Below are 21,728 nucleotides of genomic sequence, written 5' to 3'. Positions count from 1 at the left end.
CGATCGCACATGGTGAGAGCGTTATCCTTGAAGCTGCTGCGCGTCGCCGTTGCGGCGGCCGGCGTGGCCGTGTGCTGCGTATCGGCGGTTCCGGCCGCCGGGGGAGCGGGCGCCATGGGGAATTCCGGTGGAGGCGGGGAGAACCCGGCACCGCTTTCGGCCGGGGAGAAACCGGGTTCTGAAACCGCGGCCCGGGCCGCCGAGGCAAGCCGGGCGCGGGAAGGCACCTTCATCGTTAACCTGGACGCCGCTCCGTTCCCCTATCGCGGCAAGTACGGCGATACCCGGGTGGATTTCTTCGATCACGTCGATCCCGAGACCGGCGCGCGCTCTCACACCAACCGGTACGGAGAGAGGCTCCCGGAAAAAGACCACTACGTGGATCGCGGCGTCCTGTTCCATGTCCCGCCGCATTTCAACCCGAAGAAGCCCTTCGCATTCCTGGTTTTTTTCCACGGAATCAAGTCGGACGTACGTAAGACCAACGCCGAGTTCAACCTGGACGGGCAGGTGGACGCTTCGGGCAGGAACGTGATCCTCGTGATGCCCCAGCTTGCCAGGGACGCCGCGGATTCGAGCCCGGGGAAGCTCTTTCGCAAAGGGGCGTTCGGCGCATTCATGGAGGAAGCGGCCGATACGGTGAGCGCGAGACTCGGCGGGAAACACCGCGACCGCTGCCGGAGCGCCCCCATCCTGCTGGCCGCCTTCAGCGGGGGATACAAGGCAGTGGCCTACATTCTCGACCGCGGAGGAGCGAGCGAGCGGATCGAAGGCGTGATCCTCCTGGACGCGCTTTACGAGGACGTGGACAAGTTCGGGAAGTGGATTCAAAGAAAGGGCCGGAAGGCTTTCTTCGTGAATGTGCATACGCGGGGGGCGTGCGAACGGAACAGCGCCGAGCTCGCCGCCCACGTCGGCCGACACGGGCTCCGCATCAACCGGGAATGGCCCGCGCGCCCGGTTTCCCGGGGAGAGATCTATTTCGTGGCGAGCGAGACGCCCCACATGGAGATCCCGCTCCTCGGGCCGCCGGCGGAACCCGTGGCGGACCTCCTGCGGCTCGTGGCCATCGGGAAGGGAAAGTGAAGCGGAAACCGTCCCTTATCGGCGGGATATCCCCCCGGGACGAGACCGCGCATCTCCCGCTTCGGCCGTGCGCCGCTTGAGCCCGGGCGGGAGGGCATAAAGCCCTCCCCTTGCTACGGCCGAACCGGCCTATTGCCATGTCTGACCGGCACATCGGACCATAGGCGCGGGTTTATCCCCGCCCGCCTCATTTTTCGTTGATTCCGTATCTTGCGATCCTGAATGCAACTCGGCATGAGGCCGCGCCGCCGGGATAATCCCTCGCCGTTCACGGGGTTCCGAAAGGGAACCGACGACGGAAACCGGGGGACAAGATCCGCGGGCTCCCGCCGATCAACCCCGAACCCTCGAAATGGTCCCGTTGCTTATCATTTCGTTGAACTGGGAGAGGAGCGCCTTCTCCTCTTTGTCCAGGACGCTGTCGCTGTGGGCGAGATCCATGATCGCCTGGTATTCCGACGGAGTCACCTCGAGATCCTGAATCGCGTGATTGATCAGTGCCTTCAGGTCGGTAGCGGATTTGCTCGGCTGTTTCATTCGGAATTCCCTCTCTTTTCGTTATGGGTGATAACTGACGGCCAACAAATATTTATTATAACAGATTCCATGCAGGAGGTGCACAGTTTTGCTCGCGGGATCGAGCTTCGCCGCATGAAAATTCGCTCATCCGGATTCCGGCGGGGCATGGGGCTCATTGGTGGCGCGCCTCCAGACCAGGCGCCACCGGAGCCGGGCGCATCGAGGAAGCGAAGGCCGCGCGCGCACCGGATTCCTTGGGTGAACGGCCCGGACCGTGCCGGCGGTCTATGCAAACCGGACTTGCCCTCCGCCGAACGCCCGAAGAAACGGTCCGATGAACCTTTCATCCTCGGACCAATCCGCTACGGCAAACACGACGCGTTCGAACGCACCGCGAAAGTCGGCTTCCAGGGCGTTTCGGAAAAGGTTCGCAATCTCGCCGGCGTCGTTTCCGAACGCCCCGCAACCCCAGGCCCCCAGCACGATCGCTTCGTGGCCGTGTTCTATCGCGACGGCCAGAACCTTGAGTATCCGCGTCTTCATTACGGGGGAAATCTCGGAAATGCGTTCGGGTGCGTAGCGCCACACCTGGAACGCGTTGACCGCGGGAGAAGTGATGATCGAGCATAAATACGGCTCCTCCAGCAGAACCCCGTCATCGTCGCGCAGCACCGGGACATCCGGGGAATGGAGCACATAATCGGTATAGAATGGATGGCGTTGCGCCCGGTGGTGGGCATACATGGGGTTATCGCGCAGGCAGGCCCACAGCGCGGAGGATCTCGCCAGGTATTCTTCCTGCGCCCGCGCGCCCTGCAGGAACCCGCCGCCCGGCGTCGTGGCGGAGGCAAAATTGAGGGCCGCGGTTTGCAGCCCCGATGCCGTCAGGGCGCGGGCCGCGGCCAGCGTCGTTTCATTACGCACTTCGACCATCGTGGCGCCCTGACGCGTCGACACGCCGAGCGGCGTTTTGCCGGGCGGATACGAGACCGTTCCGCGAACCGCAGCGTCGACCTGCCGCCGGATGTCGACCCGAACGCCCGATTCGGTGATGTAGTATCCGGCGCTCAGGATTGCGACGGTCTGTTCTCCGAGAGCTCTTGCCTTTTCCCGTGAAATCCGCAGTTGCTTTACGATCGTCCTGTCGGCCATGCGTCTCCCCCCATGGGAACCCACGCCGAAGCGGGCCCGGGTCTAACCTTCGTCCAACTGGTCGCGGCGGAGTTCCTTTTCCGCGTATCTCCGGTGAATGCCCTCCGAGAGGAAAAGATCCAGCAGGTCCGCGTCGATGTGACGGTCCTTCTTCATCGATTCCAGCACTCTGACGGCTTGAGACAGCTTCATGGGATGCTTGTAGGGACGGTCCCCGGCGGTCAGCGCCTCGAAAATGTCGGCGATGGCCAATATCCTGGATTCGATGGGCAGCTCGCCTTCCTTGAGACCCAACGGGTAACCCGATCCGTCCACTTTCTCGTGATGACCGGCGGCGAATTCAGGGACGCGGGCAAGCCTTCCCGGAAAAGGCAGCTCGCTCAGGATTTTCAACGTCATGATGGCGTGGTGCTCGATCACGGTTCTCTCCTCGCGCGTGAGGCTTCCGCTGGGAGTGGAGAGGTGGTGGAGCTCGTCTTCCGTGAGATAGGGGAATGCCGTTCCGCCCAGCGTGAAGGTCCGCGCGGCGATCGACTTCAACCGGTCGACCTTCGCGGGGGCCATGAACTCCCCGGGATTGTTGCACCGCGCAACGAATTCACGTTGTTCGCGCAACGCCCCCAATGCCGCGTCCAGCTCGGCCCGGAGAGGCGCCGACGACGGATCGGAGCCGCCGCTTTCCAGCCAGCGGATTCGACTTTCGAGGAAGTCGTTTCGAATGGTCTGTTCGATGAGTCGAAAACGGGTTTCGATGAGCTTTATCCGGTCATGGATGGCTTCGAGCCTGGTGCGCTTGTCGACGATGTGTTCCGGGGTCGTGATCTTCCCCACGTCATGCATCCAGGCCGCCATGCGGAGCTCTTCCAGCTGGTCGGCGTTGAAGGAAACCCCGGCCAGCGCTCCTTTCGCGGTCTCGTTGACCGCTCCGGCCAGCATCATGGTCAGGTCGACCACCCTGCGGATGTGTCCGCCCGTGTACGGGGACTTGTCGTCAATGGCCGTCGCGATGCTCTTGATGAAGGCGTTCAGGAGATTTCTGAGCTCCTGGATGAGTTGAGCGTTGGTCAGGGCGACCGCCGCCTGGGAGGCCAGCGACGCGACGAGGCCCACGTGTTCGTCGGGAAAGGCCTCAATGGAGGCTGTTTCCGGGTCCGTCGCATTGAGCAGCTGCAGGACGCCGATGATCTCGTTCTCGTGGTTCTTCATGGGAATGACGACCATGGATTTCGAACGATAGCCCGTTCTGGCGTCGTATTCCCTCGGGCCGGTGAAGTCGAAATGGCCGGCGACGTAAACATCGGGAATATTGGCAATTTCACCCGTCAGCGCGACATAGGAGGACACGTTGGCATGATTCGGCTTGCCGCCCTTCATGAGCGGAATGGGCGGCAGGTCGATGGCGTGGCCGCCGGCGCCGCCCATCATCACGTTCATGCTCTCGCACTGCATGATGGCGAAACGGAGCTCCGTCCTTCCGGAATCGACGATGTACAGGGTTCCCGCATCGGCATTGGTGAATCGGCGGGCCTCCGACACGATCATCTCCAGCAATCGGCTTATGTTTTTCTCGGAAGACAGCGAAATGCCGATCTGGGTCAGACGCCTGATCCTGGAGATCTGGTCTTCGGCGTAATTGCGCACTTCTTCGACGACCGTCCGCAGCAGCCGGTTGAGGCCTCTGTCGTGCGAGTATTTCCTGAGCAGCTCCAGGTCGCGCTCGTTTTCGCTCCGGTGCGACACGTCCGGTCCGTGGGTTGCGCCGTGCTCATTCATCTCGCCCTCCCTTCGATGAACTCCATGCCGGCCCGGTTTCTCCCCCGCGCCTTCTGCAGGGCGGGCGGTAATTTCGCCGAGCGGTTCCTCCGATCGGAGACAACGCCTCAATTGTGACGGGCATCGTGTTGAGGCCCGATTCAGGCACGCGGCAGCAGAGTCTTTGCCGTCCCTCCGGTCAGTGTGTGCCGGCCGGGGGGACAGGCGCCGCCTCGAGGTACTCCCGCCAGTTCTCGATCGTCTTCGGCCCGATGCCGGGAAGCTCGCCCAGCTCCTGCAGGGAGTTCCACGGGCGTTCAGCGCGACGCGCGACGATGGCGGAGGCGGTTTCCGGTTTCATCCGGGGGATGAGGCACAGATCCTTCACTCCGGCGCGGTTCAGGTCCAGCTTCCCTCCGATGGTCAGGAGAGCGGCGGCCTGCATCTCCTCGATCCGGATTTCCGGCGCGCCGGAAGGCCCTTTTGCGAACTGCACGGCCTGGCCGCTTTTCAAACGTTCCGTGAAGCCGATTCCGGCCGTTCCCTCCATCGTGATCCCGAGGCCGAGCCCTCCGGCGGCGTCAAGCAATCCGGCAACGGAATCCCGCCCCTGGTCCAGAACGTAGATTCCGGGATTTCGGACATCGCCGCGGGCTTCGGCAAGGATCGGGGCGGGGGAGGAAACGGTCGATGCCGACCGCGTATGGTGGAACCGCGCCGGAACCGTCAGAAAAACGGCCGCGGCAACGGTGGCGACGGCGACGCGGAGTTCGCGTTCGATGCTTCCGGTCCCGGAATTCTTTTCCACGTGGAATCCGGTGTCACGTTTCGCAAGTCCCGTGACGGCAATGCCCGGCCAGGTGCCGCGACAACGGCGGGACGACGCGCCCCTGTCCGGAGCGTTGTGAACAGGATAGTGCATTCCCGGGCATCATGCAATTCCCGCGACGTTGCGCGGGAGAGCGCAAAGCCGGTCCCCGGCGTCACGCGCCCGCGGCGTCGGGAGGACTACTTGTCGAGTCCCGGGATGCGTGTCATCTCGGCGGGCTTTTCCTTCTGGCCGCGTTCCCAGCTGAAAAAGACCTTGCCGCCTTCCGTGAAGAAACGAATTCCGGTCTCGGAAGTGATTTCCTTGCCGTTGATCGTGAATTCCCGCCAGCCGCGGTAGACTTTGCCCCCGCCTTCCGGTTTGGATCGATAGAAATAGAGTCCGAACTTGTCGCCGTATTTGGCCAGGTAGAACTCCACCGGTTCGGGGTCGTAGTCGCCGGTCTTCGGACGAAAACGCTGGTACACGCACTTCCAGCCGCCCAGGAGGGCGGGGTCGGGTTCCTTCTCGACCTTGGCGAATTCGCTCGGCACGCCCGCAACGTCGGATGCGCTGATGCCCCCATCCTGGGCCCGGGCAAGGGTACAGGCCATGAAAACAAACCCGGCTGCAAGGCATGCGAGATAAAGCTTCTTCATCTTCAACTCCTCTCCCCGTGGTTGGCCGGCAAGGACGGAATACGATGCCGGTGTTCCCGGATTTCCCGAACGCGCGCGAATTCGGCGACGCTCCCGCGGAATCAGTCTTCCCTGTCGGTCTTTTCCACCTTGTACATCTTGTAGTTGATGCTGTCCACAAGGGCCTGCCAACTCGCCTCGATGATGTCGTGGGATACGCCCACCGTGCTCCATTGATCCTGCGCATCCCGGGACTCGATCAGAACCCTGACTCTCGCGGCCGTTCCCGGGCTCCCCGGAAGCACCCTGACCTTGTAATCGCTCAGTTCCATTTCCTTGAGTCGCGGGTAGAATTTTTCGAGGGACTTGCGCAGGGCGTTGTCCAGGGCATTCACCGGGCCGTTCCCCAGCGCCGCCGTATGCTCGACCTTGCCGCCCACCTTGATCTGGATCGTTGCCTCGGCCACCGGCGGATGCTCTTCGGCCAGCTTCTGGTCGATCACCCGGAAGCCCAGCAGCTCGAAATAGCGCTTGCTGCGGCCCATGGCGCGATTGATGAGCAGCTCGAAGCTCGCCTCCGCCGCTTCGAACTGGAATCCCTGATTTTCGAGGTCTTTGAGCTCTTCAAGCACCTGCATGGCGATGGGATCCCGCTTGGAGATCCGAAGGCCGTAGTCCTGCGCCTTGCGCTTAATGGCCGCCCGACCGGACAGGTCGGAAATCAGAACGCGCCGTCGGTTTCCGACCCGTTCGGGATTGATGTGCTCGTATGTGACGGGGTTGCGCTCGACGGCGCTGATATGAACTCCCCCCTTGTGAGCGAAGGCGCTGCGTCCGACGAACGGCTGGTAACGGTTCGACGGTACATTGGCCACTTCCAGGATGTACCGGCTGACAGGGCGCATCTTGCGAAGATTCTCCTCGTCGATGCAGGAAATCCCCATCTTGAGCATCAGGTTGGGGATGATGGAACACAGGTTGGCGTTGCCGCAGCGTTCGCCCATTCCGTTGATGGTTCCCTGTACCTGGACCGCGCCGAGCTCAACGGCGATCAGCGTGTTCCCCACCGCCAGATCGGAGTCGTTGTGAGTGTGGATGCCGAAAGGAATTCCGGGAAACCGCTCCTTGACGGCGGTGACGGCGTCCCGGATATCGCCGGGGAGGCAGCCTCCGTTCGTGTCGCACAGGACGACGCACTCGGTGCCCGCGTCGACGGCCGCCTGGATCGTGGCGAGCGCGTATTCCCTGTTTGCCTTGAAACCGTCGAAAAAATGCTCGGCGTCGTAGAAAACGGTCTGGAAATGCCGGCGCAGATAACCGAGGCTGTCCCGGATGAGCTCCAGGTTCCGTTCGAGCGTCGTGTTCAGGGCGTCCTTCACGTGCACGGTCCAGCTCTTGCCGAAAATCGTGGCGACCTCGGTCCCGGCGTCCACGATCGCTTTCAGGTTTTCATCCGTTTCCGCGGTGCGCGAAGGATGGTGGGTTGCTCCAAAGGCCGTGATTCGCGCGTGTTTGAGATCGTAGTTCCGGATTTCGTCGAAGAACCCCATGTCTTTCGGATTCGAACCCGGCCATCCACCCTCGATGTAATGAAACCCCATGTCATCGAGCTTCAGCGCGATCCGGACCTTGTCTTCCACCGAAAGCGCGAAGTCTTCGGCCTGGGTGCCGTCCCGAAGCGTCGTGTCGTATATTTCCACTTTTCGCATAGGCTTGTCCTCGATGAATCTCGATCCCGGCCGTCGCCCGCAGTGCCGGGCGGCGGGGGTTTCAAGGCAAACATGAAAAGGAACCGGACGAGGTCTGCGTCAACGGGGAACATCGGCCGCGCCGGCAGGTCGTGCTCCACTGCTTGCGTCCCCTGCCGGGGGGTCGCGCAGCCTCCCCGGAAGCCGCGCAGGCAGCAAGCTTTGCACAAGAAGCCGAACGGCGGGAAAGCGTCGCGGATTCTCGAAAGGGCTTCCGGAGTTTTCCGGACCCGCGTGGCGAGTGTTCATCCGTTTTCAGCGTGAACGGGCGGCAAGGCGATGTGTTGCGGTGGAAGACCGGGGGAGCGAAACAGCGTGAACCCGCACTCCGCGATCACGTCTCTTCCTGGACCTCGATTCTCCCGTGGGGCGCCGTCTCGAGCTCGAACGCGTCGTGAAGCACTCTCACGGCCAGTTCAGCGTATTTTTCCTCGATGATGCACGAAATCTTTATTTCCGAGGTGCTGATCATCTTGAGGTTGATGTTCTCGCGAGCCAGCGAATCGAACATCTTGGCGGCCACGCCGCTGTGATTTCTCATCCCCAGCCCGATGATGGAAATCTTGGCGATGCTCGCATTGCCGTGAACGGGGCCCGCATCGATTTCCCGCGCCACGGCTTCAACGATCTCCATGGCCTTCTTGTGCGCGGTCTTGGGAACGGTGAAGGAAATATCGGCGCGTCCCGGAATCCCGGCGCCGCTCTGAACGATGAGGTCCACGTTGATGCCCGCATCGGAGATGGGCCGAAACACCCTGGCGGCCATGCCCGGCTGATCGGGAACATTGGTGATGGTGATCCGGCCCTCGTTCTTGTTGTAAGTGATTCCGGATACGACCACTTTTTCCATCTCTTCATCCTCCTTGGTGACGAGCGTGCCGGGGGCGTCCGTGAAAGACGAAAGCACCATGATGGGAACGTGGTATTTCATGCCGAATTCGACCGAACGCAGGTGCAGCACCTTAGCGCCCATGCTCGCCATTTCGAACATTTCCTCATAGCTGATCCGGTCGAGTTTCCTTGCCTTGGAGTAGACGTTGGGATCCGCCGTGAAAACGCCTTCCACATCGGTGTATATTTCGCACACGTCGGCTCCCAGGGCCGCTGCCAGCGCCACTGCCGTGGTGTCGGAACCCCCGCGGCCGAGCGTCGTTATGTTCCCCTCGTCGTCATATCCCTGGAAGCCCGCGACAACCACTATCCTGCCTTCATGAAGCTTTTCCATGATGGGCCGGGTCTCGATCCCGCTGATCCGGGCCTGGCCGTAGCTGCGGTCGGTGTTGATGCCCGCCTGGTAGCCGGTCATTGAAATCGCTTCCACTCCGAGGTTCCTCACCGCCATGCTGAAAAGCGCGACGGTGGTCTGTTCGCCGGTGGCCAGAAGCACGTCCATTTCCCGGGCGTCGGGAGAAAGGCTCACTTCGTGAGCCAACGCGATCAATCGGTCGGTTTCTCCGGCCCGGGCCGACAGAACGACCACGAGGTCGTCACCCTTCCGGCGACGGCCCACCACTTTCTCGGCCACGGCCTTGATGCGTTCCGGATTCGCAACCGACGTACCGCCGTATTTCTGTACGACAAGCGCCATATCTGACTTCGACCTCCCTGAAAAAGCCGAATCGTTTCACCCTCGCGTTTCGCAGAGCAGGGGAATACGTGAAGAAAAACCGGGACTGCCCGGCCGTAGAAAACATAGTTTAATAAAATAAATGTCCCGGTTTGTATAGTGCTTTTCATCCCTGCCCGGCGGGAATCGTCAACGACTTTGTGTCTTCGTGTCTTCGACCGGACATGGGCGCGGCCGCCATCGCGTCCGGGGTTCGTTTCGGTCGAGCCCGGAACCCGCGGCGGACCGTCCCGTTCAGTGGCTGCGGATCGCCGTCAAGCCGGAGAAGGGAATCGGAATCGTTTCCTTTGTCATGGGGAATGGCCGCGGGCCGCGTCGGGATTTTCTTGATTTGAGCATTCGCCGGTAATAAACTGCATCCCAGGTACAGTCTTGTTGCCGTCCCTCATGCCACAGAGGATCCATTCATGAAGATACTGTTCGTGTATCCCAGAGTATCTGAAACCTTCTGGAGTTTCCGCCACGCGTTGCGCGTCGTGCGCCGCAAAGCCGCTTTTCCTCCGCTGGGCGCCCTCTCCGTCGCCGCCATGCTGCCCGCTTCCTGGCAGATGCGCCTGGTCGACCTGAACGTACGGGAGATGTCGGACGCCGAGCTTCTCTGGGCGGACTATGTTTTCGTGAGCGCCATGCTGGCGCAAAGAGAATCGACCCGCGCGGTGGTGGACCGGTGCCGCGGGCTGGGCGTCAAAACGGTGGGCGGCGGCCCGCTGTTCAGCTCCTGCCGGGACGAGTTCCGGGATCTGGACCATCTCGTCATCGGGGAGGGCGAGGCCGTGGTCGGCAGACTGGCTTCAGACCTTGAAAACGGTGTGCCGAAGCCGTTGTACGAAGCCGGTTCGTACCCTTCCCTGGACAATGTGCCCATTCCCAGGTGGGACCTGATCGACTTCAAGGATTACGCCAGCATGAGCATCCAGTTCTCGAGGGGATGCCCCTTCGATTGCGAGTTCTGCGACATTATCGTGCTCAACGGTCGTGTGCCCAGGACCAAGCCCAACGGGCAGGTGATCGCCGAACTGGATGCCTTGTACGATCGCGGTTGGCGAGGGTCCGTGTTCATCGTGGACGACAACTTCATCGGCAACAAGCAGAAGGTTAAGAGCCTCCTGAGAGAAATCATCGCGTGGCAGAGCGTTAAAAAGCACCGACTGACCTTCTTCACGGAGGCTTCGGTCAACCTCGCCGACGACGTGGAATTGATGAACCTCATGGTTGCGGCGGGTTTCAACAAGGTGTTCCTCGGTCTCGAAACTCCGTCCGAGGCGAGCCTGAAAGAATGCGGAAAGGCGCAGAACCTGCGGCGCAGTCTCTCCGAATCCGTATGCGCCATCCACGCGCACGGGATGGCGGTGATGGGCGGTTTCATCATCGGCTTCGACAACGATCCCCCCGACATCTTCCAGAGGCAGGTCAACTTCATCCAGAAAAACGGCATCGTGACGGCCATGATCGGGCTGCTCACGGCACTGCCGGGAACTCGGCTCTACAAGCGGCTGGAAGAGGAGGGGCGGCTCCTGTTCAAGGCTTCGGGCAACAATACGGACGTGAGCGGGAGCCTCAATTTCACGCCCAGGATGGATCGCCAGACGATTATCGACGGGTACAAGTGGGTAATGAGCACCATCTATTCGCCGGAGATGTATTACAGGCGCATCCTGGCGTTCCTCAAGAACTATCGTCCGCGGGTGGAGGTCAAACTCGAGAGAAACGACCTGTTCACCTTCCTGCGGTCGCTGTATTACCTCGGCATAGCCGATCTGAAGCCGAGCCGCGAATACTACTGGAAACTGATCCAGGAGGGTGTCTCCAAATACCACCAGTCCTTTTCCGACATGGTGACCATGGCCATCTACGGCTATCACTTTCGGCGGCTGTTCTGGTCTCCCAAGCTGTCCTTGAATCCCGGGGAGTGGAATTGGCTGAAGACGGACGATCCCGTGGAATGAGCTTCGTCCTGGAGCCGGCCGTCCGGAGCGGGTGCTTTCGCCGTGCCCGCGGGTCGCGCCGGCCTGCGGCACGGCCGGGACGGAGCCTGTGCCGGTGCGCACGCGAACCGTGAGGGACCCGCTCCGCCGCGAGCGGCTCACGAGGTCCTTGCGCAGACCGAATGGTCTCGCCCGCATCGGACGAATGTGCCCCCATATTCACCGCAAGACTAACAGGTTCCCGTTTTTGCCGGTCGAGTCCGGCTGAATCCGGCGGAATCCCATCACACGTTACAGGAGAACTGCCATGAACGACACGGAAGGAACGAAGCTGACACGTGGGAAGATAGGACTGAGGCTGCTTTATACACTGCTCTACCTGATCATCCTGGAAGTCCTGAAAGTGGTGGTCCAGGTGACGGTGCTTTTTCAATTCGTCTATCTGCTCATCACGCAGAAGTACAGCGAACCCCTCAAGGAATTCTCCAACAAAGTGGCGACCTACGCCTATCGGATCATCCGCTACGCGACTTTGAACGAAAACGAGAAGCCGTTTCCGTTTCATGAATTTCCCAAGGAAGTGGAAAAGCCGGATGACCAGGTCCTGTTCGATTGATCGGGTGATGTTGCGCGGCGGGTGTCGAGGCAGGCCCCGCCGGGCTTCCTTCATGGCCGGGAGGCGGTGAAATGCCCGCGGGTACGGGAGTCTACCGGCACGCCCCGCTTTGAACGATCTCGAGCAGTTTCGCGAACCACTTCGGCGAGCGCGCATCGTTCCCGGCCCCGGACGGCGTCAGGATAAAGGTCCGGCTCTCGTCGCCGGCGATCTCGATGCCGAGGTCCCAGCGCTCTTCCGGGAGCAGGGCACCCATGCGTTCCGGCCATTCGATCACGGCCGCGGCGGCGCCGTACACCGCGTCCTGCCAGGGCAGCGTGTCCAGGTCATCCGGGCCGCTCAGGCGGTACAGATCGATATGGGCCAGGGGGAGGCGGCCTTCGTATTCGTTGATGAAGGTGAAGGTGGGACTCGTAATGGGCACGGACACGGGAACTCCGAGGCCGTGAGCGATGGCGCCGGCCAGGAATGTCTTGCCCGCGCCGAGCTCTCCCCATAGCGCCAGCACATCGCCGGGTTCCAGCAACTCGGCGATCCCGCGGCCGATGGCGCAGGTGCATTCCTCGGAAGGCGAATGGAGCACGATCCGTGTCACGACCGGCTCCGCAGGCGCTCCAGGCGGCCGATCACTTCCGGGACGTCGTCGAGGAGGTCCGAAGCCGGCATGCCGCGGGTGGCCACGCCGCCGAACCTGCGGTCTGCCGCGGCGCCGTGGATGTAAACCCCGAGGCACGCGGCGCGATAGGGTTCGTAGCCTTGCCCCAGGAATCCCGCGATCATTCCGGTCAGCGTATCTCCCATGCCTCCGCCGGCCATGGCCGGGTTGCCGGAGCTGTTGACGGCCAGCCGGCCGTCGGGGGCGGCCACAACGGTTCGAAAGCCCTTGAGAACCAGCGTTACTCCATATTTGCGGCTGAACTCGGAGGCGACTTCGATACGGTTTTCCTGGACGGTCTGCACCGTCCCGCCGATCAAACGCGCCATCTCCCCGGGATGGGGAGTCAGGACGAGAGGCTGCCGTGCCTTCTTCAGCAGATCGGGAGTCCGGGAGACGATGGTGACGGCGTCGGCGTCGAGGACCATCGGACAGGGGGCTTGAGCGATCAGGCCTTCCACGAGCCGCTGCGTGTCCGGGTGCAGGGAGATGCCCGGTCCCGCGGCAAGGGCCTGCTTGTCCCCGGCGAACTCGAGGATTTCCGGCAAGGCCGCAGAAGCGGGGGTCTGCCCGGGCGTTTCCGGTATGGGATAAGTCATCGCCTCGGTGAGCTTCACCTCCAGGATGGGATTGAGACTTGCCGGAATGAACAGGGTCACCAGTCCCGCGCCCACACGGCCCGCGCCGAGGCAGATCAGGGTTGCCGCCCCCGTCTTGCCCACAGAGCCCGACAGGACCGCCACGTGCCCGGCGCTCCCTTTGTGCGTGCCGACCGGGCGAGGTTCCACCCAAGCCGACAGGGATTCATCGGTCAGCCACCGGCGACGAATGCCGTGCTTTTCCGAAAGAGTCGGCGGAATGCCGATATCGATCACCTTGAGGCGGCCGACATAATCGCATCCGGGCTCGACGACCTGCCCGATCTTGAGGAATCCGAAAGTGGCCGTGGCGGTTGCCCGGATGGCTGTCCCCAAGGGTTTCCCGGTGCTCGCATCCAGCCCGGATGGGATGTCCACGGCGAGTATCGGAACCGGGAGCGCGTTGGCGGCTTCAATGACCTGCCGGTACAGTCCCCGGACCTCGCTTTTCAAACCGGTTCCAAGGATGGCGTCGATGACGGTCCCGCTCTCCCGGACCGCGCTCCACTGCGTATCGAAGTCCCCCTGTTCCTCCCAGGTCCGCACCGGGATGCAAAGCTTATCGAGAATCCTGAAGTTGGTCAGGGCATCCCCCTGAAGGTTTTCCGGCGGCCTCAGGCAGACCACCCGGACATCCGCTCCCTGGTTCTTGAACAGCCTTGCCAACACGAATCCGTCCCCGGCGTTGTTGCCGCTTCCCGCCAACACCGTGATGCGGCGCGTGAGAAGGTCGGGAACGACTTCCAGATAGAACGCCGCGGCTCCCCGCGCGGCGTTCTCCATCAGGACGATCCCCGGGATGCCGATTTCCTCGATGGTCGCGCGGTCCAGCCCGGCCATTTCGGACGCGGTTACGATGAACATGATGACCTCCTGGTGGGGACGCAAAGCAATGAGCGCGACGGCGCTGCGGCAGATCGGGGTTGAAGGCCGGAAAGGCGGGGTTTTTCCCCCGCCGGGGGACCGCTCAAGGCTCCGCCTCGCCTTCCGGTGATGTGCCGGGCGCCGCTGAGGGACCTTCGAGCACGACCACGGCGGCACCGTAATCGCCATCGTCGGTGAGGCTCAAGTGCCAGGAAGTGATATTGTGTTCCCGGCAGAACCGCAGAGCGCTCTCGGAAAGAGAGATCGTCGGTTTCCCGAGCGAGTCGTTCGACACCTCGATATCCTGCCAGGTGACCGGGTTTCGAAGCCCGGTACCCAACGCCTTGGCAAAAGCCTCCTTGGCGGAAAACCGCAAGGCCAGGCAGCCCGCATAGTCCTTTCGCCGGGAGCAGTCTTCCCGTTCGTTCCTGGTGAAAACGCGTTGTTCGAACCGCGCTCCCCAGCGCTCCAGCAGGAGACGGAGCCGGTCGACCCGGATCAGGTCGATGCCGATGCCGCGGATGGCCATCTAACCGTTCACCAGCGCAAGCATTTCCCGGACGGCGCGTTCCATGCCCACCAGCACCGCCCGGGCAATCACGGCATGGCCGATGCTGAATTCCTGGATTTCGGGGATGTTCCTCAGCCACAGCACGTTCTGGTAGCCTATCCCATGACCGGCGTGAGCGCCCAGACCCAGCTTGCGGGCGAGTTTGGCCGAGGTCACGACGCGCTCGTACTCTTCCTGGCGCCGGGTGTAGGAATCCGCCTCGGCGAACATTCCGGTGTGGATCTCCACGTACTCGGCTTCGAGCCGGTGGGCCACCTTGATGTGCCTGGGGTCCGGGTTGATGAACAGGCTGACCGCGATGCCTCCCTCGTGAAGGGTCTTGATGGCTTCCTCCAGCGCGCCCTCGAAGCTCACGACATCGAGGCCCCCCTCGGTCGTCAGTTCCTGGCGCTTTTCGGGGACGAGGGTGACCATCTCCGGTTTGATGTTGAGCGCGATCTGGATCATTTCCCTGGTCGCCGCCATTTCCAGGTTCAGCTTGCTCTTCACGGTCTGTCGCAAGACCTGCACATCCCTGTCCTGAATGTGCCGCCGGTCCTCCCGGAGATGCACCACGATGCCGTGCGCTCCGGCGAGCTCAGCCAGGGCGGCGGCGGTGACAGGGTCGGGTTCCGACGCCCGTCGTGCCTGCCTGACCGTCGCGACATGATCCACATTGATTGCAAGTCGGGCCACATTTTCTCCTTTTTCAGTCGATCCCTTGTTCTGCAATCTCGAACGCGAATCGGAATGCGATGATTAGTCCTGCCCGTCCACGTACCAAGCGAAGCTTTCCGCGGAATGCCCAAGCATTTTGAGCAGTTCCATGGTCTTGTCGGCCATACGGGCAGCCTCCCCGCGGCCTTGTTCGTGATCGTGGCCCACCAGGTGAAGGATGCCGTGAACAAGAAGAAGATCCATTACCGACTGAAAAGACGCGCCGTGCAACTCGCCCATGCGCTTCGCCATGGGAGCGCAGATCACGACATCCCCCAGGACCTCCTCGCAGACGTCGCCGAATTCCCCTTCCCGCATCGGGAACGAGAGCACATCCGTGGATGTGTCTTTGCGCCGGTACGTTGAATTGAGACCGGCCATTTCCTCGTCGTCGACGATCAGGATACTCAACTCGGCATCAGTGAATCCCAAGGCGTTTAAGATCCGGTTTGCCGCGCTCTTTATTCGCCGCCTGTTTGTCTCGATCCGGCTTTGCTTCTCGCTGATTTGGATCAACGGCATCGGCTCTGCCCTTCCCTTCGCTTGCCGAAACGCCCGGGTATTCAATGCGTTTGTGATGGATGGTGGCCAGTATCTGGTTGAAGTGCTTGGCTATTTGATGAAGATCCTTGAGTGTGAGCTCGCATTCGTCCAGTTGACCGTCACTGAAGATGTTGTTGATCAACCGGTGTACGAGTCCCTGGATCCTTGCCGGGGTGGGTTCGCTCAGGGAACGGCAGGCCGCTTCGACAACGTCGGCCAGCATCACCAGTCCTGCTTCCTTGGTCTGAGGCTTGGGACCGGGATAGCGATAATCGTCCATGTTGATCGGGGGCAGCAATGCGCCTTTGCTGGTCCTGGATTTTTCCCGGGCTTCCATGGCCTTGTTGTAAAAGAACGAAATGAAGCTCTTGCCGTGGTGCTGACTGATGATATCGATGATGTCCTTGCCCAGCCTGCTCTGCCGCGCCATTTCCGCCCCTTCCTTGACGTGGGAGATGAGGATCAGGCTGCTCATGGACGGGGCCAGCTTCTCATGGCGGTTCTCGCATTCGAACTGATTCTCGATAAAGTAGAGCGGCTTCTTGATCTTACCGATATCGTGATAGTAGGCGGCCACTTTGGCCATCAGGGAATTCGCCCCGATGGATTTGGCCGCAGCTTCCACCATGTTCCCCACGATGATGCTGTGATGATAGGTGCCCGGAGCCTCCACCATCAGCTCGCGGAGCAGGGGCTGGTCCATCGTGGCCAGCTCCAGCAGCTTGATGTCGGTTGTGTAGCTGAAGGCCATCTCGACCAGAGGAGTCAGCCCGGTCACCAGGATTCCCGCGAAAATGCCCCCGCAGAAGCCGAAGAAAGCGTTCGTGAGCACCCTCAGGAAAATCCACTGGTCCTGCAGATAGGCGCTGAGAAGGATCAGGACCACGTTGGCGCAGCCGACCAGGAGGCCCGCCTTGATGGGGATCATGCGATTCCTGCAGGGGGAGACTCCGTGAGCGGCCACGAAAGAACCGATCATGAAATAGAAGAACAGCCCGAAGTCCTTGCCGAACAGCATGCCCGCAAAAAGGGTGAGCACAAGGGAAAAGATGAGGGAAACCGTCACGCCGAAAAAAATGCACGCCATCATGGCGCCGGCGCTCAGCGGGATGGCGTAGATGAACGCATTGGCCGTAAGGTTTGCCGAGGCGTCGCCGATCAGACCCGCGACCGACATGGTCACGCGGCCCAGACTCATCAAGAGGATCAGGAGGATCGCCAGGAACAACAGGTCTTGATATTCCATCCGGAAATACGGGAGATGCTGCCGCGCCACGTGGACGACCACCCAGATGCACAGCACGCAGAACAGGAAGAGCGAAACGAAGACGAGCAGCCAGTGCCGTTCCGTACCGGCGCTCTGGTGGGCTTTCAACTTCAGGATTTCATCCTGGCCCACGCGCTGGCCTTCCCGCACCAGCATTTCATTTTTCATGACCTTGATCAGCACCGGCTTGACCTGGATGTAGGCACGTTCCCGCCGGCTTTCGGTCTCTTCGAAGTTGAAATGAAGGTTGGACTGAAGCAATTGCGTTGCCAGCGAGGTGAAGGCGATCATCTCCTTGATGTCGTGCCCCTGGTCCAGCGCCTGCATGACCATGAGTTTTCGCGCCTCTTCCAGGTCGGGATAGGAATAGGGCGGGTGTACCAGGTGTTCCTCCGACGTGCCCGCTTTTCGAATGACCACGCTCTCTGCGGCGTCCCGGTTCATCCATGCCTTGCCCGACACGATGCCCTGCTCGAACGAGGTCTTGAGCAATTGTACCAGGCGGTCCTGCAGATCCTTTCCGAACCCCTTCTCGAGGAAACTCGAAAAGACTTCCGAGCTGATCTGCAAGCCGAGGATGTTTTCGAAGTCCTTCTTCCTGCGCAGGGTCTGCTGGGCGGTTTCGGAGACCGGCAAGGCGGAAGCGTCCCCGGACCCGAGGCCGGAGCCGAAAGCACTTTCCCGGGGCATTTCCAGGCGAGGGAAGGGGTAACGGTCTTCGCTCAGGAATTCCCGCATCGCATGAAAGGCGCTTCCCACGCGCTCGAAGGTGCTTGCGGCGATATTCTCGTCGAGGTCGTAAATGATGGGCGATCGCCTGACGGCTTCCTCGCGCTGTTTGCCGGTTGCGGCTTCGTCTTCCACGAAGAAATCACGCTTGGCTTTCACGTTTCGATCCGCAATGTCACCCAACCGGAACGGCGGACTGTCGCTGGTGAAGGAAGGGGTCACCAGGACGGCGATGATCGCGCTGACAGCAACGAGTATGAGGACTTTCCGGCAGTAGATTTCTTCCCGACAGAACGGCAGGAAGCGACGGATCAGGGTCGTTCTGGGCCTGCCCTTGCTCTTCTCCGGCTCCCGTTTGTCCTTGTCCATACTTCTCACTTTTCTGATGGAGTCCTGGCGCCCTGGGCTTTCCGCAGCTCCACCTGCTCGTAGGCCTGTATGATTTCCTGTACGAGCCGATGGCGGACAACGTCCTTCTTGGAAAAAAAGACCATCTGTATTCCCTGGATCCCCTGCAGCAGATCGATGGCCTCGATGAGACCCGAAGGCTTGTTCTCGGGCAGATCGATCTGGGTGATATCCCCCGTGATGACCGCCTTCGATCCGAGCCCCAGCCTGGTGAGGAACATTTTCATCTGTTCCGTTGTGGTGTTCTGAGCCTCATCCAGGATGACAAAGGCGTCGTTCAACGTGCGCCCGCGCATGAATGCAAGGGGTGCAACTTCGATCGCACCCCGCTGCAACAGACCGGTGGCCCTCTCGAAATCCATCATATCGTGCAGAGCGTCATAAAGAGGCCGGAGATAGGGGTTCACTTTCTCCGCAAGATCTCCGGGCAAAAACCCCAGCTTCTCTCCCGCTTCGACCGCGGGGCGGACGAGTACGATGCGGCGCACCAGATCCTTGGTCATCGCCGCGACGGCCATGGCCATTGCCAGGTAGGTTTTGCCCGTCCCGGCCGGTCCGACCCCGAACACAATATCATAATGCCGGATAGCCTCAATATATTCCTTCTGCTTGACGCTCTTCGGCGTGATCACGCGACGGTTTGACGCAATGAACACATGGTCGAGGAATATGTCCTTCAAAGAACGCTGTATGTTCTCGCTCAATATCCTGATGGCGTAGACAATATCTCCGGCATACAGCGGATAGCCGCCCTGAATCAGTTCCCCAAGACCGAAGAGCAGTCGCTCGCTCAGTTCGACGTGAGGCCGGTCGCCTGAGATCGTGAACTGATTGCCGCGCAGATGGATGCGCACATCCAGCTGCTTTTCGATCAGCTTGAGATGATTGTTCTGCTCGCCTGCAAGCTGCTGCACCAGCTTGTTGTCGTCAAAGGAAAGCTGGGCCGTGCTCCCGCGTTGCTTTTCCGTCTCATGCGCTGTACTGGCCAAGGCTGCCCGCAATGCTCCCCGTGATTGTTCCGAAGTTGTTGGCCGGAGACTCCCGGCGTCGATATGACGGCTATTCTTATCACGTGTTTTTGATCCTGACAATATTCACATCAATGGAGGCCTCCCGCTGGAGGAGGGCCCACGGGGGGGCGCCGTTGCGAGAGGAAAGAATCGGCGCGCTCGATCAACCGCGGACGCTCGGGGCGTTGTCTTCCGGAGAGGAAATAAATGCTTTGCATTCCGGTCCGATGGGGTTAATTCTTGTTTTGGAATTTGCAGACGACGGGATGGTTCCGAGCGTAATCCATATTCCGCCGCGGGAATGCGAGCGCGCTGAACGGGGATCGCCCATCCCGGGGAGGCGGATCCGGTTATGAACGGTCTGGATTGGGTTGTGGTGGGGGTGGGAGCCTTTTGCGTGTTGCGTGGAATCATGCGCGGAGCGGTCTCCCAGATATTCGGCATCGCGGGAGTGCTGGGTGGCTTCGTGCTCGCTTCCCACCATTACGAGACTCTGGCCGCGCAGCTGGCCCGCACATTTCCCAAACTGTCGGGAACGCCCGCGATCAGCTTCATTCTGCTCTTCTGCTTGACATGGTTCTGTATCGCACTGGCCGGCTACGCCGTTGCAAGGCTCCTGCGCAAGACGGGGCTCGGTTTCCTCGACCGGCTCTGGGGCGGAGTGATCGGGTTCGGCAAGGCCTTGCTGATCGCCGTAGTGGCCATATCCATGCTGACGGTGTTCGTCTCGGCGAAGAACCCCCTGCTCACAGGGTCCGTTCTGGTCCCCTACATACAGGATGCCGCCAGGATCGTGGTGCAGCTGACGCCGGCGAGCGTGCAAAAGGCCTTCGAGGAGAAACGAAAGGCTCTTGAACGATACTGGCTGGAATCCAGGGAGAAGTCTCCCGGGGCCGATCGGCCGACGAGGCCGGTTGAGAGGAAACGCAAGTGACGACGAACGATTTGACGCGGTGGAATAAGGTCCGCCGCATCTATGAGATCATCGACCGGCTTCGGGGGGAGTCCGGTTGCCCCTGGGATCGGAAGCAGACTCCCGATAAAGTCCAGACCTATTTGATCGAAGAGGCCCACGAAGCGGCGTCGGCCGTTCGAGCCGGGCGCCGGGAGGAGGCCGCCGAAGAACTGGGCGACTTGCTGTTCATGGTTTTTTTCCTGATTCATCTCTACGAGGAATCCGGCGACTTCAGGCTCGAGGAGGTCTGCGACGCGATTTGCGAAAAAATGGTGCGCAGACACCCCCATGTTTTCGGGGAAACCCGTGTCGCTTCGGCCCGGGAGGTAAAGGAAAACTGGGAAAAGATCAAGGCGGACGAGAAGGCCACCGCGGGCAAGGAGCAAGACCGGGTGCCGGAGTCGCTTCCCGCGCTGATGCGCGCATACCGGATGCTCGCACGCCTCTCGCACAAACAGGGCGGCGATCTGAACGACGTTTCGGCTCAGACCCGCAAGTTCCTGGAAATGGGGAGGGGCCTGGCCGCCGATCCGGCGGGGGGCAACACCGTTTCGGCCGATGATTTCGGCGAGATGCTGCTTGCCCTGGTGAACCTGGCGCGGCTCAAAGGCTATCGTGCCGAAGACTGCCTCCACCAACGGCTGGTGCGATTGGAAACGCCATGAGAGATCGCGATCCCATGGATGCATGCCGTGGTGTGTCCCGTCGTCGGGCGTCCGACAGCGATTCCCGGCGTGTCCCGTGATCGGTGCTTCCATGCCGCCGGCCGAGATCGTCGCCGCGGCCAAACGCTTGCACGAGCGGATGGGGAAAGCCCTGCTCGAAGAACCCGCGTTGCGTCTCGCGCTTGAGGAATACCGGGAGGCCATCCGTCGGACGGGCGATTCGATGCGGGCCTGCGGGGTGGTTGCCGCCTGCGCCGCCTGCGCCGTCCACGGACCCGGCAGTTGCTGCTTTCAGGACATCCAGCATTGCTACGATCCGGTGCACATCCTGATCAATCTGCTGCTGGGATGCGAAGTCCCCGACATGGCCGAAGAGTTCGGGGAATGCTTCTTCCTGGGCAAGGCGGGGTGCCTCCTGGCGGCCAGGCATGCCTTCTGCCTGAACTACCTCTGCCCTTCACTGCGGGAATCGCTGGACCCCGATGCCCGGATGCGACTTCTGAGCACCGTCGGCGAAGAGCTCGACCGCGGATGGAAACTCGAACTGATCATCCGGCGTTTCATTTCACACTTCCCTGGCTGAAATCCGCTATGCCGTCCCACCCTCGGGCTCCCGCCCGGCTCCCATGGCAAAGCATTTTGCCGGATGATGAGTCCCGACGGATTGTCGGGGATTGCGTCGGTTGCGCGATCGGGCGCAAAACGATGCATCTTCGCATTCCCACGGCCTTTTTCTGCGGTATTCTCGATAATTCGAGGGAGAACGCCCCGGACCCTGGCTTCCGCGATATTCATGTCCGGAGCAGCCTCAACGTGATGGCATCCGGCGGACGTCACTCCAGAAAAGCAGGAAAAA

20 protein-coding genes are annotated in these 21,728 nt (G+C 61.3%); 6 read left to right on the top strand and 14 right to left on the bottom strand.

From position 1 onward, the window contains the following. Nucleotides 1-9 precede the first annotated feature (9 nt). Nucleotides 10-1,086 (top strand): hypothetical protein, encoded by a 1,077-nt coding sequence (locus SFUM_RS21760; protein WP_011699030.1) that lies wholly within the window; start codon nt 10-12, stop codon nt 1,084-1,086. A gap of 333 nt (nt 1,087-1,419) precedes the next feature. Here SFUM_RS21760 and SFUM_RS11270 read toward each other — a convergent pair whose 3' ends face one another. The 7 genes from SFUM_RS11270 to SFUM_RS11240 form a co-directional block, all read right to left on the bottom strand. Beyond that, a complete protein-coding gene (locus tag SFUM_RS11270) occupies nt 1,420-1,623 on the bottom strand; it encodes a hypothetical protein (protein WP_041440342.1) in 204 nt (67 codons plus the stop codon). 267 nt (nt 1,624-1,890) lie between these two features. Then, nucleotides 1,891-2,757 carry a TIGR02452 family protein gene (locus tag SFUM_RS11265; RefSeq protein WP_011699029.1) on the bottom strand — a complete coding sequence of 289 codons (867 nt, stop codon included), beginning with the start codon at nt 2,755-2,757 and terminating at the stop codon, nt 1,891-1,893. A gap of 42 nt (nt 2,758-2,799) precedes the next feature. After that, on the bottom strand, nt 2,800-4,530 hold the full coding sequence (locus tag SFUM_RS11260; RefSeq protein WP_011699028.1) for an HD family phosphohydrolase: 1,731 nt from the start codon (nt 4,528-4,530) through the stop codon (nt 2,800-2,802). 178 nt (nt 4,531-4,708) lie between these two features. Next, nucleotides 4,709-5,317: a ComEA family DNA-binding protein gene (locus tag SFUM_RS11255; protein WP_167321337.1), complete on the bottom strand. Its 609-nt coding sequence runs from the start codon at nt 5,315-5,317 to the stop codon at nt 4,709-4,711. Between the two features lie 200 nt (nt 5,318-5,517). Continuing rightward, nucleotides 5,518-5,976 (bottom strand): hypothetical protein, encoded by a 459-nt coding sequence (locus tag SFUM_RS11250; protein ID WP_041440340.1) that lies wholly within the window; start codon nt 5,974-5,976, stop codon nt 5,518-5,520. Between the two features lie 101 nt (nt 5,977-6,077). After that, nucleotides 6,078-7,664: a citramalate synthase gene (gene cimA / locus SFUM_RS11245; RefSeq protein ID WP_011699025.1), complete on the bottom strand. Its 1,587-nt coding sequence runs from the start codon at nt 7,662-7,664 to the stop codon at nt 6,078-6,080. A 373-nt stretch (nt 7,665-8,037) separates the two neighbouring features. Then, nucleotides 8,038-9,291, bottom strand: coding sequence for an aspartate kinase (locus SFUM_RS11240; RefSeq protein ID WP_011699024.1), 1,254 nt, complete (start codon nt 9,289-9,291; stop codon nt 8,038-8,040). A 446-nt stretch (nt 9,292-9,737) separates the two neighbouring features. On the opposite strand from SFUM_RS11240, the gene SFUM_RS11230 reads away from it, so the two are divergent. Beyond that, nucleotides 9,738-11,276, top strand: a complete 1,539-nt coding sequence (locus SFUM_RS11230) for a B12-binding domain-containing radical SAM protein (protein WP_011699022.1) — start codon at nt 9,738-9,740, stop codon at nt 11,274-11,276. Between the two features lie 286 nt (nt 11,277-11,562). Beyond that, nucleotides 11,563-11,871 carry a DUF4389 domain-containing protein gene (locus SFUM_RS11225; RefSeq protein WP_011699021.1) on the top strand — a complete coding sequence of 103 codons (309 nt, stop codon included), beginning with the start codon at nt 11,563-11,565 and terminating at the stop codon, nt 11,869-11,871. Nucleotides 11,872-11,962: 91 nt separating this feature from the next. Here the strand turns inward: SFUM_RS11225 and tsaE are convergent, their stop codons facing one another. From tsaE to SFUM_RS11190, 7 genes are all read right to left on the bottom strand, one after another. Beyond that, nucleotides 11,963-12,466, bottom strand: a complete 504-nt coding sequence (gene tsaE / locus SFUM_RS11220; RefSeq protein ID WP_011699020.1) for a tRNA (adenosine(37)-N6)-threonylcarbamoyltransferase complex ATPase subunit type 1 TsaE — start codon at nt 12,464-12,466, stop codon at nt 11,963-11,965. Beyond that, nucleotides 12,463-14,028, bottom strand: a complete 1,566-nt coding sequence (locus SFUM_RS11215) for a bifunctional ADP-dependent NAD(P)H-hydrate dehydratase/NAD(P)H-hydrate epimerase (protein ID WP_011699019.1) — start codon at nt 14,026-14,028, stop codon at nt 12,463-12,465. The genes tsaE and SFUM_RS11215 overlap by 4 nt, the downstream gene beginning before the upstream one ends. A gap of 103 nt (nt 14,029-14,131) precedes the next feature. Beyond that, nucleotides 14,132-14,557, bottom strand: coding sequence for a holo-ACP synthase (gene acpS, locus SFUM_RS11210; RefSeq protein WP_011699018.1), 426 nt, complete (start codon nt 14,555-14,557; stop codon nt 14,132-14,134). After that, a complete protein-coding gene (locus tag SFUM_RS11205) occupies nt 14,558-15,274 on the bottom strand; it encodes a pyridoxine 5'-phosphate synthase (protein WP_011699017.1) in 717 nt (238 codons plus the stop codon). 63 nt (nt 15,275-15,337) lie between these two features. Next, entirely contained in the window at nt 15,338-15,817 is a 480-nt protein-coding gene (ybeY, locus tag SFUM_RS11200; protein ID WP_244148057.1) for an rRNA maturation RNase YbeY, read from the bottom strand. Then, the gene (locus SFUM_RS11195) at nt 15,714-18,203 is read right to left on the bottom strand and encodes an HD family phosphohydrolase (protein ID WP_011699015.1); all 2,490 of its coding nucleotides are present in this window, start codon (nt 18,201-18,203) and stop codon (nt 15,714-15,716) included. Before SFUM_RS11195 ends, ybeY begins: the two co-directional genes overlap by 104 nt. Before the next feature lie 5 nt (nt 18,204-18,208). Continuing rightward, a complete protein-coding gene (locus tag SFUM_RS11190) occupies nt 18,209-19,231 on the bottom strand; it encodes a PhoH family protein (RefSeq protein WP_150109492.1) in 1,023 nt (340 codons plus the stop codon). A 373-nt stretch (nt 19,232-19,604) separates the two neighbouring features. On the opposite strand from SFUM_RS11190, the gene SFUM_RS11180 reads away from it, so the two are divergent. From SFUM_RS11180 to SFUM_RS11170, 3 genes are all read left to right on the top strand, one after another. Further along, entirely contained in the window at nt 19,605-20,186 is a 582-nt protein-coding gene (locus tag SFUM_RS11180) for a CvpA family protein (protein WP_011699013.1), read from the top strand. Continuing rightward, nucleotides 20,183-20,872, top strand: a complete 690-nt coding sequence (locus SFUM_RS11175; protein WP_011699012.1) for a MazG family protein — start codon at nt 20,183-20,185, stop codon at nt 20,870-20,872. The genes SFUM_RS11180 and SFUM_RS11175 overlap by 4 nt, the downstream gene beginning before the upstream one ends. A gap of 76 nt (nt 20,873-20,948) precedes the next feature. Beyond that, nucleotides 20,949-21,455, top strand: coding sequence for a hypothetical protein (locus SFUM_RS11170; RefSeq protein WP_150109491.1), 507 nt, complete (start codon nt 20,949-20,951; stop codon nt 21,453-21,455). The last annotated feature ends 273 nt before the right edge of the window (nt 21,456-21,728 follow it).

It is taken from the genome of Syntrophobacter fumaroxidans MPOB, from assembly GCF_000014965.1.
Taxonomy (GTDB): domain Bacteria; phylum Desulfobacterota; class Syntrophobacteria; order Syntrophobacterales; family Syntrophobacteraceae; genus Syntrophobacter; species Syntrophobacter fumaroxidans.
Note: the sequence above shows the minus strand (reverse complement) of the source record. Positions and strands in the feature narration are given on the sequence as shown.

What these genes read in the sequence shown, in the direction of transcription:
- SFUM_RS21760 (WP_011699030.1), top strand. Translation starts at nt 10, where the DNA reads ATGGTGAGAGCGTTATCCTTGAAGCTGCTGCGCGTCGCCGTTGCGGCG.
- SFUM_RS11270 (WP_041440342.1), bottom strand. Translation starts at nt 1,623, where the DNA reads ATGAAACAGCCGAGCAAATCCGCTACCGACCTGAAGGCACTGATCAAT.
- SFUM_RS11265 (WP_011699029.1), bottom strand. Translation starts at nt 2,757, where the DNA reads ATGGCCGACAGGACGATCGTAAAGCAACTGCGGATTTCACGGGAAAAG.
- SFUM_RS11260 (WP_011699028.1), bottom strand. Translation starts at nt 4,530, where the DNA reads ATGAATGAGCACGGCGCAACCCACGGACCGGACGTGTCGCACCGGAGC.
- SFUM_RS11250 (WP_041440340.1), bottom strand. Translation starts at nt 5,976, where the DNA reads ATGAAGAAGCTTTATCTCGCATGCCTTGCAGCCGGGTTTGTTTTCATG.
- cimA (WP_011699025.1), bottom strand. Translation starts at nt 7,664, where the DNA reads ATGCGAAAAGTGGAAATATACGACACGACGCTTCGGGACGGCACCCAG.
- SFUM_RS11240 (WP_011699024.1), bottom strand. Translation starts at nt 9,291, where the DNA reads ATGGCGCTTGTCGTACAGAAATACGGCGGTACGTCGGTTGCGAATCCG.
- SFUM_RS11230 (WP_011699022.1), top strand. Translation starts at nt 9,738, where the DNA reads ATGAAGATACTGTTCGTGTATCCCAGAGTATCTGAAACCTTCTGGAGT.
- SFUM_RS11225 (WP_011699021.1), top strand. Translation starts at nt 11,563, where the DNA reads ATGAACGACACGGAAGGAACGAAGCTGACACGTGGGAAGATAGGACTG.
- SFUM_RS11215 (WP_011699019.1), bottom strand. Translation starts at nt 14,028, where the DNA reads ATGTTCATCGTAACCGCGTCCGAAATGGCCGGGCTGGACCGCGCGACC.
- acpS (WP_011699018.1), bottom strand. Translation starts at nt 14,557, where the DNA reads ATGGCCATCCGCGGCATCGGCATCGACCTGATCCGGGTCGACCGGCTC.
- ybeY (WP_244148057.1), bottom strand. Translation starts at nt 15,817, where the DNA reads ATGCCGTTGATCCAAATCAGCGAGAAGCAAAGCCGGATCGAGACAAAC.
- SFUM_RS11195 (WP_011699015.1), bottom strand. Translation starts at nt 18,203, where the DNA reads ATGGACAAGGACAAACGGGAGCCGGAGAAGAGCAAGGGCAGGCCCAGA.
- SFUM_RS11180 (WP_011699013.1), top strand. Translation starts at nt 19,605, where the DNA reads ATGAACGGTCTGGATTGGGTTGTGGTGGGGGTGGGAGCCTTTTGCGTG.